This is a genomic window from Candidatus Hydrogenedentota bacterium (assembly GCA_019695095.1).
GTDB lineage: Bacteria > Hydrogenedentota > Hydrogenedentia > Hydrogenedentales > SLHB01 > JAIBAQ01.
Genome location: JAIBAQ010000001.1, coordinates 41,982 through 58,027, shown reverse-complemented (window position 1 = coordinate 58,027; position 16,046 = coordinate 41,982). Strand labels below are relative to the sequence as shown.

Below are 16,046 nucleotides of genomic sequence, written 5' to 3'. Positions count from 1 at the left end.
AACACAAGCCTTCATAACGCCCCAAGCTTACGTCGTGGGCCGATAATATACAATGGCTGCGCCTGGCGCAGTCGCAATCTCGATCGTCAGTTTGGCGAGTTCGTTTCCTGACACGGTCTTCGTGTCTTGGGTATCTTCGAAGGAAATCACATACTTCATGTTCTGGTCGACTCCTTTCAGCGCAAGGATTCGGGACGCGTCTTGGCTTTCGGAGCGCCGGAACACGATGATCATGCCATCGTTCGATTCGGCCCGGTGAAACTGATAGCCAAACCACTGCCGTTCCGATGCGTCGTGGGGGAAAACGGGGTAGAAATCTCCCAGCAAGAACGGCCGCACCTTCTTCGATATCGCTACCGTTCGCGCGATTGCTTCCGGCACTACAGTTTCGTCGAACGTCTCCGGCGTTCCTACGCCCAGGGGACCGAGGATATTGCCTGCTGTCATCGCGCTTCGGAATTCGTAGCTGGGCTCAAGCGCGAAGTTGCCGCAGCCGTGGAACGGAATCCACCGCCACAGGCCCGCGTTTTGAAGCTGGTCCGCCGCAGGAGCAGGCTTCCCGGAGCATTGGAGGTCGCTGTGCCACAGCGGCAAACCGCGCATGCACGTCTCAAGGTCGATACGACGGCCTCCGCTGGCGCAATTGTCGATGACCAGCCCTGGATGCCGGCTCCGCAACTCGTCCCACATCCAATAGAGTCCCTCAATGTAGTGGTTTTCGGTGATCCCCTGCCGATTGGCTTCGTCCTTTGCCCGCCAATACGACAACGGTTGGATGTTGAAATCGCAGCGGAACCAATCGATTTGGGCCTCAGTGACCTGCTTATCGATGTACTCCATCAACCATTGGCGCGCTTCCGGGTCCGCGAGGTTGTACAAACCGCTGCCGTCGCCCTTGGTCGAGATTACGTACTGGGGCTTCGTGGTGGCGATTTTCGTGCCGGGAGCGACGCGTTCAGGCTCGAACCAGAGCAGATATCCGAGTCCCGCGGCGCGCGCCGCATCGCCGACGGGCTTAAGTCCGCGCGGGTACTTTGCGAGGTCCGGTTCCCAGGTTCCCGTACCTTCGGGAAAGCCCTTTGGATACCACTGTTGCGGGTCCATGTCCGACCAGAAGACTTCCGCACCTCGTTTGGCGATGACGGGCATGGTCCGGACATGGGGTCCTTCGTACGAACCGTCGGGGTCGGTTACGGTAACGCTGGCACAGATCGGCGGGAACACGAGCTTGTCTCCGCGCCGTGGAACGTAGTGAGCAAGCAACGTTCTTCGCAGCAGGTTGTTCCCCAATAGAGGGTCATTGCCTTTCCAAAACACAAGCAGCATGCGCGGCGTGCGCACCGACTCGCCGGGGTGGAGAACGAACTTGGTGGTCTGTTGACCTGCCTGAACGCGAAACGTGCCGTCCGAGTCCCGAAGGAAGGCGGCATTCCATTGGCCCGACCAGCCAACGGCCAACGTGACGCCATGTCCGTGGGCGTCCAGCGTGAAGAACGGAAGATGGTCTTCAGACGAACGGCCGGCGCTGGGAGAAAACGCCAGCGGTTCGCGGCGGTCTGGGGCGAATACGTCTTCGACGGGAGCAAAGCTCTTGTCTGAATTGCTGTCGCCAAGCGAATGATGGACGGTGACTTCGCCGTTCATGCCCGCAAACGCGGCGTCGAGGGGAAGCAAATCCTCGATAAGGGGCGTATCGGCATTCCCGGTGTTCGTTACACGAGCGACCCATTCCACAACCGGGAGCTTCTCGAACGTGGTGATTTCACAGGTGACGCGCAATCCCGTCTTGGGGTCGGTGAAGACGCGAGTGACGCGGCCGTGCTCCTCCGATTGCGCATGATCCCACGAAGGCAAGAACTCGCTGGAAGGTTTGTGTGCGTAACGGAATGCAAACGCCGTATCTTCACCGGTGCCACGCAGCAGGTGAGTGTCGGACCAAGTAACCATCGCCGAAATATCAGCCGTACGGGCAACCGTATCTGGGTACACCGGCAAGCTAAGTGCCAGAAGAGCGGCAAAAGCACGAGCTATCGTCATTCCCTATCCCCCCTTTTCAATCGAAGGTATACGCGTGGTTGCCTGATTTTGTCCGATTCGGACGCTAGTATACGTTCAACCTATGCAACGTTGTTACGTCCGATTGCATCCAAGGATCAGGCCGCCATACACCGTTGCGGGGGAAACTCGGGGGCAAGAACTGTGAATCGCAGGGGTCTCGTCGCATTTCTGCTATTGACCTTCGGAATGACCTATTTCTACGAAGGGTGTCTCATTGCCGCCGGGGTAGGGATGAATTTCGGGGCGTCATCCAAACTTCCAATGGCCCCTCCATACGCCGCGCTATTGGTTGGCTTGGCCATGTGGATACCTGCATTGTCTGCGGCTGTCGTTGTCCGTCTTGTCACCCGTGAAGGGTTTGGAGCACTGAATCTTCGTTTCGGATCCTTAAAGCCCTATCTCTTTAGCATGCTCGTTGTGCCAGCCTGTTTCTTCATAATTTACGCAGTATCCAGTGTTTTTGGCATCGCCTCTCCGGATTGGCAATTGACTGTATTCAAAAGCATGTTGACGGAGCGGGGTATGAGTGAGCAGGCGTTTCCGCCGGCAACCGTCATTCTCCCCGGAATCTTGACGGCGAGTATCCTGATGGGGCCAGTTCTCAACGGTCTCTTCGCTTTTGGCGAAGAGCTTGGCTGGCGAGGTTACTTGCTGCCTAGGCTCATGCCGCTGGGTAAAAGGAAGGCCTACCTGATCGTAGGCGTTATCTGGGGCCTATGGCATGCTCCGCTCATCTTGGTTGGCTTCAATTACCCCGGATACCCAATTCTCGGAATAGTTGCCATGGCGTGCATGACAACCTGCTTTGGCGTATACGTCAACGAATTGACGCTGCGCCACAGAAGCGTCTTTCTCGCGGCTTGGATTCACGGGGCATTCAACGGGCAAGCCTATGGCATATGGCGGTTACTCTTCCCCGACGTAAACCCGATCATAGGCGGTTTTACAGGCGTAGTGGGCATGGTCACTTGGCTTGTGGTTGGAGTCGGTTTGTTCTACATCGCGAAACGGAGAAACGCTAACGAATTGCCGCGCTAACGGGCGCGACCGGGAACGCTGTGGACCTCGATTCTGTTTAAGCAGCTGGCAGCTATTCAGGTGTTTGGGGGCTGGAGTGATTGCCGATTGCAAAGGATTCAACCCTGTGCTAGATTGAGGCGTCCGAGGGGATTCAAAAGGAGGCGTAGGGTTATGGAATGCCTGGTATGTCAGATCCGGAGTTCGGTTGGGTTCTGCGCCGAATGCCAAGGGTTGCTTTGCGAGACGTGCGGCGTTCCTTGCGAGCAATGCGGCAGTCCGTCATGTCCCACCCATATTCATGAGACGCGTAGCGGTAGAAAGCTGTGCATAAAGTGCTATGAGGACCGTCAGGCGAAGCGCGCACAGGCCAAAGCCGCGGCAGAACGCGCCCATGACGACGAGGCAGTCCCCGCCCAGGTTACCCCGGAGGTTGCCGAGGTGGCCTTGGTCGGCAGTGCCAGAAAGATGCCGCAACCCTGGCAAGTGAGTCTGTATATCGCCTCGGCCGGTCTGCTTGCCGTATTGTTGATGTTTGTCTTCCCCTCGTTCCGGCGCATTCCCCTTGGTCCTACCTCCTACATCCCGACGCCGTACGTGATGCTGCTGATTCCGCTCATCGCGGTGGTGTGGGCGACAGTCGGGATTATTCGAGTCGAGTTTTTCCGTGACCGTTCGAAGTGCTTCATCGGAATTGGGCTGGCTGTGCTGACGCTGATACTGTCGGTAGTTGCCGTGCGCACCGATCCCGCAGCGGCCGCTCAAGCGCAGGTCAAATCCATGGAAGAGGTCCGCAAGCAAATGACGCCAGACCAACTGAAGGATTGGCGCGAGAGAACGCTGAAACGATACGAATAGGTTCTAACCATGATCGGTCTCGCCGACATCTACATCTGGGTACTGCAGAACAAGTGGTGGTTGGCAGGGCTGGTGCCTTTCGTCATCGTTATCCTGCTTGTGCGATCCGCCAGTGTGAAGTAGTTGCGGCGAAGCGCCGGCTGGCGTAGTGCCCGCGCCTCATCTTTTGCATTATGCCCGCCCGCACCGTAGGATCATGGGCAGAAGTTCAACTCTGGAGAATTGCCATGAGGTTTGGAATAGCATTTCTATCCGCAGGGCTCGCATTGGCGGCTTTGCTGACCCCCGGTTGCGCCCGCAAGCTCCATTCGGAGCAGGAACGCAACATGACACTGGGTATCGTGCAGAAAGAGATCCACATGGGCATGACGTCGGTCGAAGTGGCCGAGGCGTTAGGTTCGCCCAACATGGTGCGTCGCGACAGCGAAGGCAAAGAAACCTGGATCTACGACAAAATCGCGACCGAGGCGTCGTACAAGAACTCCAGTTCGAACGCGGGCGCGGGACTGAATGCGGCGGGCGTGCCCGGCAACGTGCTGGTACTTGGCAACGTCAACGCGGGACGCTCGAAGAATCGCGGTTCATCCGCAACGACGCAGAAGACCTTGACCGTCATTATCCGCTACGACAAGGACGACAAGGTCGAGTACTTCACGTACCATTCGAGCACCTTCTGATATGCGCAGCCGAATCGTATCAATCGCCGCCCTTGTCGGAACGGTGCTGGCCGGTGCGGGTTGCCTGTCCGACGGAGGAAGTCCTCCCCCGCCCACGCAACTTGAACTGCGCGGTTTCCAGACACGCGAGTACGACACGCAGGACATGCGCCTGGTCATGAAGGCTATGGTGAATGTGCTGCAGGACATGGGATTCATCATCAACAACGCGGACACGCAGCTTGGCCTGCTATCCGCAAACAAAATGACCGACATCGCCCACTCGAAACGGGAAATCAAACGCGCGCAGAAGAAAGAAGAGCTATTGTCGAAGACGCTTGTGTTGGACTGCACGGCCAACGTGAGTGCATTCGGCAAGCAGTCGCGCGTTCGCGTCAATTTCCAGCAGCGTGTATTGGGCACGAACGGCGCGACGATGTCTGCCAGCCCCATCACGGACGCCGCCTTCTACCAGCAGTTCTTCGCGCAGGTCGACAAAGGGATCTTCCTGCAGCAAGAAGGAGTGTGAAGGGCCCGTCCTGATTCTCGACGCTCGTGTGCCACAATCCCGCAATTTGCGCCGGCGCAAATTGCTCACGTGCAAGATCTTGAGGTTATGCCATGAGGATTTCTCGCGAACTCGTTCCGTTTGCGGAGAACCGCCTAGTCTTTGACCGCAAGTCTCGCAAACGCTCTGGTTACGAGACAAGTTAAGTGTTCGTGAGAAATCCGGACTATCCAGGGAGGACTCCGCATGTCTCGATTCCCCGCGCTTTTTGTGTGCCTTCTCGCAATTACCATAACACCCCATTCTATGGCAGGAGGGGGACCCGAACCCGACGTGCCCTACGTACAGGAGTATCACGAGCGGTATCCCCTGGCTACTCCCGATGAGAACGACGTACGAGCCATCGCGGTCGACACAAGCGGCTCCGCGTGGATCGCCACCAAGATGGGTGTGCGGGTATTGCGCGATGGGGCATGGAGCAATATTGGCGGCAAGGGCGACATCGGAAAGACATTCGATGTCGCTGCCGGCACGGATGGATCCGTGTGGGTGGGAGCGTGGGATGGCCTGTACCGGTTTTCCAGTGAGACGGTCGAGAAGATCGATGAAGTTAAAGGCCCCGTTGCTGCTATTGGTCTCAATCAAGACGGTTTGATTGCCGCTGGAATCGATGTGATCTGGCGCTTCGACGGGAAGAAGTGGAAGCGAATTGAAGGACCCTGGTCCGGATCCCCGCGCGCCGTGTGCCCCCTCCCCAATAACGGTTTCCAACTGGGAACGACGCATGGCCTGTTCGAACGGTCGCTGAAGGGCGATTCGGTACTTGTCCGCGAGAACGAGTTGGTATCGGGTTTCGTACAGGCACTTGCGATGGGCGCCGATGGCCGTCTGTGGATAGGGCAACTCGGCGGCGTTGATGTCTACCGTAACGGTCAACGCCTCAAACACCTCACGGCTGCGGAAGGTCTGCCCAACTACAACGTGCGCGCGCTGGCTATCGCGCCAGACGGCGCCGTGTGGATGGGTACGGAACTGGGCGTTGTGCGCTATGACGGGACCTGGTCTTTGCGTCACGGACTCCGGTGGCTCGTGAGCAACGACGTCCGCGATCTTGCGGTGGCCTCGGACGGGGCCGTGTGGGTGGCCACGGACAAGGGCGTCAGCGCGATAAAGCGTAGAGACATGACGTTGGCCGCCAAGGCCGACGAGTTCATGAAAGTATGCCGGGCGCGGCATATTCGCGAGCCGGGAATCGTGCGGCGTTGCGCATTGAAGGTACAGGGAGACGTTTCGACTTCGCAGTTCATCGACGACGATAACGACGGTTCTTATACGGCCTACTATTTGGTCATGCAGGCATTCCGCTATGCCGCGACGAAAGACCCCGATGCACGTGCCGAGGCCAAGCGGGCCTTTGATGTACTGGTCCTGTTGCAGCGCGTCACGGGTACCGAGGGTTTCTTCGCGCGCACGATCGTGCCCGTCGATTGGGGCAAGGTGAACGATGCGAATGAAGAAGTGACCGGGGACGTGATTGCCGAGCGCAGGGTTCGGGAAGCCCGCTGGAAGCAGGTGGACGAGCGCTGGCGGCCCAGTGCGGACGGGAAGTGGCTGTGGAAGGGCGACACAAGCTCGGATGAAACCGTTGGCCATTATTTCGGCTACTTCTTCTATTACACGCTGGTTGCGGACGATGCCGAGAAGGAATACGTCCGCCAACACGTGCGTCGTGTGACGGACCACATCGTGGATGGCGGCCTGGTGCTTACGGACATCGACGGCACACACACGCGGTGGGGCGTTTGGGCGCCCGAACGGCTCAACCACGATCCCAATTGGACTGCGGAGCGCGGGATCAATTCCATGGAGATTCTGTCATTCTTGAAAGTTGCTCATACGATAACGGGTGACGCGAAGTACGACCGGGTATACCGCGAACTCATCGAGAAGCACGGCTACGCCAAGAATGCCAGCAACTGCAAGACATTCATTCTGTCACAACGAACGCATATCGACGATGAGTTGTTGGCGATGACGCTGCCAGGATTGCTGCTTAGCGAGAAGGACCCCACGTTGCGGGAGTACTACCTTCGCGGTCTTGAACAATGGTACAGCGGACTCAAGGACGACCAGAGCTATTGGTTCGACTTTGTATACCGTCTGTGCTCCGGACGCGACACGGACGTGAAGCAATCTGTCGAGTACATGCGCGACGCGCCACTCGACCTGATCGAATGGACCATGGACAACACCTCGCGCGAGGATTTGCGCCTGGTGCGCCGTCCGGAAATAGACCCGTTGCAGACCGATCGCCTGGTGCCGCCCAGTGAACGGGCCGTCGCGCAATGGGACCGCAATCCCTGGATCGCTGTGCAGGGAATGGACGGCTACTCCGAGGCCGAAGGCGTGGCTTGGCTAATGCCGTACTGGATGGGCCGCTGCTACGGGTACATCGCCGAGCCGAAGTAGTCTGGCACTGCTTCGCAAACTGCCGTGAATGGGGTACAATACCCGTTCTTAGGCTGCCGAATGAACGATAAGGCTGGTATTTTGTCTAGCGATTCACACATTTCTAAAGATAGCCAGGCGAGGGCTCATGCGCTCGCGTTGGAGCAACGTTTACGCTCGCAAAACAGCGCGCTGGTCGAGTTGTCGAAGGTCAACGTGTCGGAAGACAAGGATCCCGAGGCAACGTTACGCGCCTTGGTTGAAGTGGCCGCGCGGACCCTGGATTGCGATCGCGTCGGTATCTGGAGATACGAACGGACTGCGGGCCAGCTCTACCAAATGGCTCTGTTTCAACGCTCCACGGGTGAATTTACTTCGGGGGCGGTGCTTCGCAGAACAGACTACCCCGCGTACTTCGCGGCAATTGATGAGGACTTCACGATTGTCGCGCATGACGCACATGCCGACCCCCGGACCGCGGAGTTCTCGGTCTCTTACCTGACCCCGCTCGGCATTTCGTCCATGCTTGATGTGCCCATCTGGGATCGCGGCGAAGTCATTGGCGTCGTGTGTCACGAGCACGTGGGGGCGCCACGCGAGTGGCAATCCGACGAGGAGAACTTCGCGCTCGCCATCGCCAAGTTTGCGGCAATCGTGCTCGATACGGCCTCGCGGGTCGGAGCGGGGTCGGTTCGACTGCGAGAATCCTTGCAAGAACTACCGGATCAGGCGCTCGACCACACGCTGGTTGTCGATCACAATCATCGAATTACATATGTTACGCCAACTATTCAGCGCGCCTTGGGCTATCGAACCGAAGAGATGCTGTACAAGCACCTCGACACCTACGTACACCCCGATGACTACGCAACGCTGAACTCGGCGCTGCTGCCTCGCCTCGAAAGCCCGGCCACCTCGCATTTCCTGGAGTTCCGCCTTCGACACCGCGAGGGAACCTGGCGGCACATCGAATCCGTGAGCGTGAACCTCATGGGTGACCCGGATATTCAAGGCATTGTGCTGCACTTCCGTGACGCCACGGAACGAAAAGTGTGGGAGAAAGCCATTCGCGAGAGCGAACAGCGGAACAGTGCGGTCATTGAGAATGCGCTGGACGCATTTGTGTCGATGGATGAATCGGGCATTGTAACGGGCTGGAATGGGCAGGCGGAGGTTGTGTTCGGATGGCCAAGGGAGAGCGCCATCGGCAAGGATCTCAGTTCCCTGATCGTGCCGGAGCGCCTACGTCAGGCGCACGTCGACGGTTTCAAGCGATTCTTGCAGACGGGGAACACGGAGCGGATGCGCCGTCGCGTGGAACTTACCGGGCTGCATCGCGATGGTCACGAGTTTCCGGTCGAATTATCGGTCACACACAGTCTCGTGGGCGGATCGCACACGTTCAGCGCGTTTCTTCGGGATATCTCGGAACGTAAAGCGACGGAGAAGGCTCTTCACGAAAGTGAAGAGCGATTTCGCACTCTAGTCGAGCATGCGCCCGAGGCCATTGTGGTGATTGACGTGGAGACACTGAAATTCGTCGATGCAAACCACAACGCCGAACGGCTGTTCGGACTGAGTCGTGAACAACTCATGACGGTGGGGCCGCTGGAAGTCAGCGCAACCGAGCAATCGGTTGGAACGTACAATAGTGAGTTGGTGCACGACCGGATTCGCCAGGCTTTGTCGGGCGAAAGCCCGAAGTTCGAATGGAATTGCAGGAATGCGAGTGGCCGGGGGATCCCGTGCGAAGTCAGACTCGTTCGGCTGCCGGCCACGGGGCGACAACTGATCCGCGGCAGTGTGACCGATATCAGGGAGCGCAAGTGGGCGCAGGAGTTGCACAAAAACTACAGCCTCACCCTGGAAGAGCAGGTAGCTGCCCGGACACAGGAAATCGAGGCGAAGAACCTTGAACTCGAAGCCACGCTTGAGAAATTGCGCCAGACGCAGAGCCGCATGATCATCCAAGAGAAGATGGCTTCCTTGGGCGTACTGACCGCGGGAATTGCACACGAAATCAAGAACCCGCTTAACTTCGTGAACAACTTCGCCGAGCTCACGGTCGAGTTGGTCGACGAAGCGCGTGTGCTCCTGGAGAAGCACGGAGAAAAGATCGCCGGTACGGACGGCGAAGCCTTGTTCGAATTGTTCAACGACATTTCGCAGAATGCGGCGCGAATTCGTGAGCACGGCCGCCGTGCCGACGGCATTGTGCAGAGCATGTTACTGCATTCTCGGGGCAAGACAGACCAGCGGCGCCCCGCCGATTTGAATGCGATCGTGACCGAGTTCGTAAAGTTGGCGTATCACGGTATGCGCGCCCGAGATGCTTCGTTCCGCGTGAAGATCGACATGAGACTCGACGATACAATTCCGCCGATTCCCGTCGTGTCGCAAGACATTAGCCGCGTCGTGCTCAACCTCGTCAACAATGCGTGCTATGCGGCCTATGAGCGAAAGCGCGCCACGGGCGGTGAGTTCGCGCCCGAAGTCATCGTGCAGACGACGAACAAGGCCGACAGCGTGGAGTTTCGCGTGCGCGATAACGGCGTGGGGATTCCGGAGGACATCCGGGAATCCGTGTTCACGCCGTTCTTCACAACAAAGCCCGCCGGTGAGGGAACGGGCCTTGGACTGTCGATCTGTTACGACATCGTTGTAAGCGAACACGGAGGACAGATCGCGATCGACTCGGAAAAGGGATCGTTCACCGAGGTTCGCATCACGCTGCCGAAAGAACTGCCCGATGTGGGAGGGGGGATATGATTAAGGTACTGGTTGTCGATGACGAGCACGACATCGAGACCCTGTTTCTGCAGCGGTTTCGCAAAGAAGTGAAGTCTGGAGAAGTCGAGCTGCACTTCGCGTTTTCGGGCGAAGGCGCGCTTCAGTATCTGGAACAAGACGGCATGGCGGACCTGGTGCTGATTCTCTCGGACATCAATATGCCGGGAATGAACGGCATTGAACTGCTTCGCCGTATCAAAGAAACGAAACCCCACCTCACGGTGTATATGATTACCGCGTATCATGACGATACGAATTACCAGGCCGCCATGACGGCAGGCGCGGACGGCTATATAGCCAAGCCGATAGATTTCGATGGTTTGAAAGTGAGAATTCACGAACTGATAGAGCGACAGGGATGATAGCTGACTCTACACCCATGAGAATTCTGGTCGTCGACGACGAACCGGATCTGGAAACGCTGATACGGCAGCGGTTTCGCGGGAGAATCCGCGAAGGCCGCTACGACTTCCTCTTTGCGCGAAACGGAGTCGAGGCGTTGGATAAATTGCGGGACGACGAGTCCATCGAAGTCGTGTTGACCGATATCAACATGCCGGAGATGGATGGATTGACCTTGCTGTCTCACTTGGCGGAGTTGGAAGCGGTCCGCAAGTCGTTGATCGTGTCCGCGTACGGCGATATGGAGAACATTCGCGCCGCCATGAATCGCGGCGCTTTCGACTTCATCACAAAGCCTATCGATTTCAAGGATCTTGAGATTACGCTGGAAAAGACGCGCCAGGAACTGCGAACAATGAAGCTTGCGCGCGAGGCACGCGAGAACCTTTCCGCGGTGCAGCGCGAATTGGATGTGGCGGCGCGCATTCAACAGGCTATTCTCCCGCAGATATTTCCGCCCTTCCCCGACCGAACCGAATTCGATATCTACGCGGAGATGATCCCCGCGCGACAAATCGGCGGTGATTTCTACGACTTCTTCTTTATCAACGAGCACCGGTTGGGGATTGTCATCGGCGACGTGGCGGGCAAGGGGATGCCGGCGGCACTGTTCATGGCGGTCTGCCGCACCTTGCTGAAGGCGACGGCTGTTACAGGGATGACCCCAGGCGACTGCCTCCGGCACGTGAACACGCTGGTGTGCGCCGACAACGGCGCAGGACTTTTCGTGACGTTAGTCTACGGTATTCTCGATACCCGAACGGGGATCGTCGAGTACAGCATTGCGGGCCACTTGCCACCCATTCTGATTGGCGGAGGCGGCATGGCGCGCGAGTTGCCGCGTACCGGCGGTCTTGTGCTCGGAGTTGCCGGCGACGCGGTCTATGTCACAGACACGATCAAGCTCAAGCCACATGAAGGTCTGTTGCTCTACACGGACGGCGTGAGCGAGGCCATGGACAAGTCACACCGGTTGTTTTCCGAGTCCCGTTTGCTCGATACCGTGACGCGTCTTCAGGCGCAGACACCGGACGTACTCATCGAGGGCATCGTGTCGGAAGTGCGCGCCTTCACGGACGGTTATCCGCAATCAGACGATATTACCTTGCTTGCCCTGAAGTTTCTTGGCACGCAAGGCTAGGCGGGCGAAGCTGCGCTGTGACTATCGGTTTGTCAAGCGTCTGGTGATTCGGATTCATTCCAAAGCCCGACGGGACGCACGTTCTTGCCCACCGTGGCGGTACGGGCGTCTCCGAGATCTTCGCGGGCTTGCTGCAGAAGACCTCGCAAACGCTCTGCGATTTCAGGGTGATCGCTAATGACCGACTTCTGTTCGCCGGGATCGGTGCGCAGGTTGAACAAGGCTTCCGGGGATTCGATATCCTTCGCAGGCAATCCCCGGATTTGTTCTTCGCGGAGAGGAGTTGCCACGCGAAGCTTCCAATCCCCGCTACGCACAGCATCGAGCTGGTTACCGTTGTAATAGAAGAAGGCTTCGTGAGGCGTCTTGGCGTTCGCCTCTCCCGATATGAGAGGCAGGATGTCCTTACCATCGATTGTGCGGTCGGTTGGAACGGCCGCGCCTGCAATTCCTGCGAATGTAGGCAAGATGTCCATAGTTGTCGCGAGTTCGTGACAGACGGAACCCGCCGGAATATGTCCCGGCCAGCGCATGATGCAGGGCTCGCGCATGCCGCCTTCAAAGGTTGTCCCCTTGCCCGCGCGGAATGGTGTCGCGTGTCCACCGTCTTCGCCTTGTGAATACCAAGGACCGTTATCCGACGTGAACACAACCAGCGTGTTACCGTCAACGCCTGCTTCAGTCAGCGCGTCCAGCACGGTTCCCACACTCCAATCGATCATTTCTATGACATCGCCATAGAGCCCACCCGCAGACTTGCCGCGAAACCGATCCGAAACGTGCAACGGCGTGTGCGGCATGTTATGCGGCATATACAGAAAGAATGGACACTCCTTGTTTTCCCGAATGAAGCGCACGGCCTCTTCGGTGTATCGCTCGGTGAGCGTGTCTTGGTTTGCCGGTTCCTCGACGGTCTCCTCGTTCCGCATGAGCGGACTTGGCTTCATGTCGTTGCTGTAAGGAATGCCAAAGTACGAGTCAAAACCATTACGTGTGGGAAGGAACGGCGGCTTGTGTCCAAGATGCCACTTGCCCACGCAGGCCGTGGCGTACCCCTTGCTCTTCAGAAGCTCGGCGATAGTGACCTCATCAGGATTCAGTCCGCAGGTCATGTCTGGGAAGATGACGTGTCCGCGGCCTTTCTTGCGGGGCATTTCCGCCATGCCGACACGCTGCGGGTAACACCCGGTCATGAGTGCCGCGCGTGACGGCGTGCATACGGGCGCGGCGGAATAGAAATCGGTAAACCGCATGCCTTCAGTGGCCATCCGGTCAAGGCGAGGTGTCTTGATGTCCGGCGCGCCGAAACAACCCACGTCCGCATAGCCCTGGTCGTCTGTAAAGATGATAACGAAGTTTGGCGGTCGTTCTGAGGCGGAAGCCTGGAGGAGGCTTGAAATCATGGCGGTACCGCAAGCGGCCCCCGCGACACGGCGTAGAAACTCGCGACGAGGCATTTCAACGTTATTGGTAGGATTCATGTCTCGGGGCCTCCTGTCTCGAACAAAGAGCATAGCACGCGAGGTCCGGGAATGCGCGTGGGAGGGGGTGGCGGCAATGCCGGATTACCTGTCCGGTCTACAAGTTGCCTGGGGAAGGTTCGGCGGATACAATGCCGGGATTGGGCGTGCGGAAAGCACAGGGGAACCCACCCGGGTCGGAAGGAGATATCTCACCATGCCAGGCAAGACCAACGTCACTTTCGGTTTGATCGTCGGAAACCGGGGATTCTTCCCGGATGAGTTGGCCCGCGAAGGCCACGCTTTCATGACTAAGTTATTGAAGAAGCTGGGCTACGGCGTCGTTGTCCTGTCGGACAAAGATACCAAGTACGGAAGCGTAGAAACGTGGGACGATGCCAAGAAGTGCGCCGAGCTTTTCAAGAAGAACAAAGACAAGATCAACGGTGTAATCGTTACCCTTCCCAATTTCGGCGATGAGCGCGGGATTGCCGATTCGTTGAAGCTGTCCGGACTGGATGTGCCCGTCCTTGTGCATGCGTGGCAAGACGACGCGAAGAAAATGTCGCTGAAGCACCGTCGCGACTCCTTCTGCGGCAAGATGAGCGCGTGCAACAACCTGCGGCAATATGGCATACCCTATTCGCTGACGGCGCGTCATACGCTAAATCCGGAGACGGAAGAGTTCGAGAACGAATTGCGCACGTTCGCGGCGACGTGCCGCGTGGTGTGCGGATTGCGCAACTGCCGCGTAGGCGCGGTGGGCGCACGGCCTGCGGCATTCAACACGGTTCGCTACAGCGAGAGACTGTTGCAGGAATCGGGTATCAGCATCGAGACACTGGACCTGTCGGAAGTGTTCGGGCGTGCGGCGCGGCTTAGCGACACCGATGCCAAGGTGAAGGCGCGGATCGAGGCCATCAAAGGCTACACAAACACGAAGGGCGTGCCGAATCCTGCCCTCGTGAAGATGGCGAAACTGGCACAGGTCATCGACGAGTGGAAGACAGCACTCGACCTTAACGTGACGGCGCTCCAGTGCTGGACCAGCATGGAGGAATTCTACGGTATCGTCCCCTGTACCGTGATGAGCATGATGAGCGATCAGCTTTCGTCGTCCGCGTGCGAGACGGACGTGGCGGGCGCCATCAGCATGCACGCGCTGGCGCTGGCATCGCAGACCCCGAGCTTCCTGCTCGATTGGAACAACAACTACGGCGACGAGCCCGACAAGTGCGTGTGTTTCCACTGCTCGAACCTGCCCAAGAGCTGCTTCCACGAAACGAACACCACGATGATCTACCAGGATATCATCGCCGGTACGGTGGGCAAGGACAATACCTACGGTTCGCTGCAAGGCCGTATCAAGGCGCACCCGATGACCTATTGCCGCATGAGCACGTTCGATACCTACGGCATGATCCGCGCCTACGTCGGCGAAGGCGCGTTCACCAACGACGCGCTCGACACCTTTGGCGGATTTGGTGTCGCGCAGGTGCCCGATCTGCAGGGTCTGCTGCAGCACATCTGTCAGAACGGCTTTGAACACCACGTTGCGGCCAACCACGGTCAAGTGGCCCGCGCTGTCCATGAGGCATTCACCGTCTATCTCGGTTGGGACTGTTACTGGCACCAGGCTTAACGGAACAGGAGCGCGAAGCATGAGTACTCTCGGCGTTGGAGTTGTTGGTGCAGGGTGGGTCGCGGGCGAGTACATTCGCGCGGCAGACGCCAATCCCGATACGAAGCTGATAGGCATCTGTGCGCGCAAGGAACGGGCCGCGCGCGACAAGGCTGCGGAGTGCGGAGCGAAGTGCGACATCTTCACCGACCTTGACAAGATGCTGGCGCTTCCGGACATCGATATCGTCGTCGTCGCCACACCGCCAAACGTGCACCGTGAGCAGGCCGTGGCAGCCGCGGATGCCGGCAAGCATCTCGTGCTCGAGAAGGCCATGTCAACGACGCTGGAGGACGCGCGCGCAATTCGCGACGCCGTGGCCAAGGCGGGCGTTAAGTCGGTCGTGAGCTTTGTGCTGCGTTGGAATCCGTTGTTCGAAATCATCAAGACGCAGCTAGCGGACAACGCTATCGGCAGCGTGTTCCTGGGCGAAGTGGATTACTTCCACGGCATCGGCCCCTGGTACAAGCAGTTCGCGTGGAATGTGAAGAAGGAAGTGGGCGGAAGCTCGCTGCTTTCGGCGGGTTGCCACGCGATGGACGCGCTTCGTTGGTTCATGGGCGGCGACATCGTCGAAGTGTTCCAGTATTCGGGCGGCGGTAAGTATGGCGATTTGGCAGCCTACGAGTACGACCCAACCTCGGTGACCATCTGCAAGTTTGCCGATGGGCGCATGGGTAAAGTGGCCTCGTGCATCGAGTGCATTCAACCCTATGTGTTCAACATCAATCTCGTTGGCACGCAGGGGACGATACGCAACAACCTGCTCTACTCGAAACCGAAGATGCCGGGCCAGACCGGTTGGGCCACGATTCCAACCATCATGCCCGACAGCGGCGATGTGACACACCATCCGTTCCAGATCGAGTTGAGTCATCTGCTTGACTGCATAAAGAGCGGCAAGGAATCCCACTGCAACGTCGCTGATGCATACAAGACGCATGAGGTGTGTTTCGCGGCGGATCTATCGGGCAAGGAGGGGCGCCCGGTGAAACTGCCGTTGCCGTAGAAAAGCCCAAATCGAAAG

Annotated in this window: 12 protein-coding genes; 10 read left to right on the top strand and 2 right to left on the bottom strand. The window is 58.1% G+C overall.

Features of this window, described 5'->3' with window-relative positions:
• Positions 1-27 precede the first annotated feature (27 nt).
• A complete protein-coding gene (locus tag K1Y02_00225; GenBank protein ID MBX7254752.1) occupies positions 28-2,037 on the bottom strand; it encodes an alpha-galactosidase in 2,010 nt (669 codons plus the stop codon).
• Between the two features lie 162 nt (positions 2,038-2,199).
• Here K1Y02_00225 and K1Y02_00220 point away from each other — a divergent pair, with 162 nt between their 5' ends.
• The 8 genes from K1Y02_00220 to K1Y02_00185 all read left to right on the top strand — a co-directional run bounded on the left by K1Y02_00220 (position 2,200) and on the right by K1Y02_00185 (position 11,878).
• Complete coding sequence (locus K1Y02_00220; GenBank protein ID MBX7254751.1) at positions 2,200-3,096, top strand: CPBP family intramembrane metalloprotease; 897 nt, start codon at positions 2,200-2,202, stop codon at positions 3,094-3,096.
• Between the two features lie 153 nt (positions 3,097-3,249).
• Complete coding sequence (locus K1Y02_00215) at positions 3,250-3,933, top strand: hypothetical protein (GenBank protein ID MBX7254750.1); 684 nt, start codon at positions 3,250-3,252, stop codon at positions 3,931-3,933.
• 326 nt (positions 3,934-4,259) lie between these two features.
• The gene (locus K1Y02_00210; protein MBX7254749.1) at positions 4,260-4,610 is read left to right on the top strand and encodes a hypothetical protein; all 351 of its coding nucleotides are present in this window, start codon (positions 4,260-4,262) and stop codon (positions 4,608-4,610) included.
• Between the two features lies 1 nt (position 4,611).
• Positions 4,612-5,118, top strand: coding sequence for a hypothetical protein (locus tag K1Y02_00205; GenBank protein MBX7254748.1), 507 nt, complete (start codon positions 4,612-4,614; stop codon positions 5,116-5,118).
• Positions 5,119-5,343: 225 nt separating this feature from the next.
• Complete coding sequence (locus K1Y02_00200) at positions 5,344-7,566, top strand: regulator (GenBank protein ID MBX7254747.1); 2,223 nt, start codon at positions 5,344-5,346, stop codon at positions 7,564-7,566.
• Between the two features lie 60 nt (positions 7,567-7,626).
• Entirely contained in the window at positions 7,627-10,314 is a 2,688-nt protein-coding gene (locus K1Y02_00195) for a PAS domain S-box protein (GenBank protein ID MBX7254746.1), read from the top strand.
• Entirely contained in the window at positions 10,314-10,697 is a 384-nt protein-coding gene (locus K1Y02_00190; protein MBX7254745.1) for a response regulator, read from the top strand. The genes K1Y02_00195 and K1Y02_00190 overlap by 1 nt, the downstream gene beginning before the upstream one ends.
• Positions 10,694-11,878, top strand: a complete 1,185-nt coding sequence (locus tag K1Y02_00185; GenBank protein MBX7254744.1) for a SpoIIE family protein phosphatase — start codon at positions 10,694-10,696, stop codon at positions 11,876-11,878. Before K1Y02_00190 ends, K1Y02_00185 begins: the two co-directional genes overlap by 4 nt.
• Before the next feature lie 32 nt (positions 11,879-11,910).
• Here the strand turns inward: K1Y02_00185 and K1Y02_00180 are convergent, their stop codons facing one another.
• The gene (locus tag K1Y02_00180; GenBank protein MBX7254743.1) at positions 11,911-13,281 is read right to left on the bottom strand and encodes a sulfatase; all 1,371 of its coding nucleotides are present in this window, start codon (positions 13,279-13,281) and stop codon (positions 11,911-11,913) included.
• 274 nt (positions 13,282-13,555) lie between these two features.
• On the opposite strand from K1Y02_00180, the gene K1Y02_00175 reads away from it, so the two are divergent.
• Together K1Y02_00175 and K1Y02_00170 are read left to right on the top strand one after the other, a co-directional pair.
• Positions 13,556-14,980, top strand: a complete 1,425-nt coding sequence (locus tag K1Y02_00175; GenBank protein MBX7254742.1) for an L-fucose/L-arabinose isomerase family protein — start codon at positions 13,556-13,558, stop codon at positions 14,978-14,980.
• A gap of 19 nt (positions 14,981-14,999) precedes the next feature.
• Positions 15,000-16,028, top strand: a complete 1,029-nt coding sequence (locus tag K1Y02_00170; GenBank protein ID MBX7254741.1) for a Gfo/Idh/MocA family oxidoreductase — start codon at positions 15,000-15,002, stop codon at positions 16,026-16,028.
• Positions 16,029-16,046: the final 18 nt, after the last annotated feature.

Bases quoted from the DNA above. Each gene is read 5' to 3' on its own strand.
- K1Y02_00225 (MBX7254752.1), bottom strand. From the start codon at position 2,037: ATGACGATAGCTCGTGCTTTTGCCGCTCTTCTGGCACTTAGCTTGCCG.
- K1Y02_00215 (MBX7254750.1), top strand. From the start codon at position 3,250: ATGGAATGCCTGGTATGTCAGATCCGGAGTTCGGTTGGGTTCTGCGCC.
- K1Y02_00210 (MBX7254749.1), top strand. From the start codon at position 4,260: ATGACACTGGGTATCGTGCAGAAAGAGATCCACATGGGCATGACGTCG.
- K1Y02_00205 (MBX7254748.1), top strand. From the start codon at position 4,612: ATGCGCAGCCGAATCGTATCAATCGCCGCCCTTGTCGGAACGGTGCTG.
- K1Y02_00200 (MBX7254747.1), top strand. From the start codon at position 5,344: ATGTCTCGATTCCCCGCGCTTTTTGTGTGCCTTCTCGCAATTACCATA.
- K1Y02_00195 (MBX7254746.1), top strand. From the start codon at position 7,627: ATGAACGATAAGGCTGGTATTTTGTCTAGCGATTCACACATTTCTAAA.
- K1Y02_00185 (MBX7254744.1), top strand. From the start codon at position 10,694: ATGATAGCTGACTCTACACCCATGAGAATTCTGGTCGTCGACGACGAA.
- K1Y02_00180 (MBX7254743.1), bottom strand. From the start codon at position 13,281: ATGATTTCAAGCCTCCTCCAGGCTTCCGCCTCAGAACGACCGCCAAAC.
- K1Y02_00175 (MBX7254742.1), top strand. From the start codon at position 13,556: ATGCCAGGCAAGACCAACGTCACTTTCGGTTTGATCGTCGGAAACCGG.
- K1Y02_00170 (MBX7254741.1), top strand. From the start codon at position 15,000: ATGAGTACTCTCGGCGTTGGAGTTGTTGGTGCAGGGTGGGTCGCGGGC.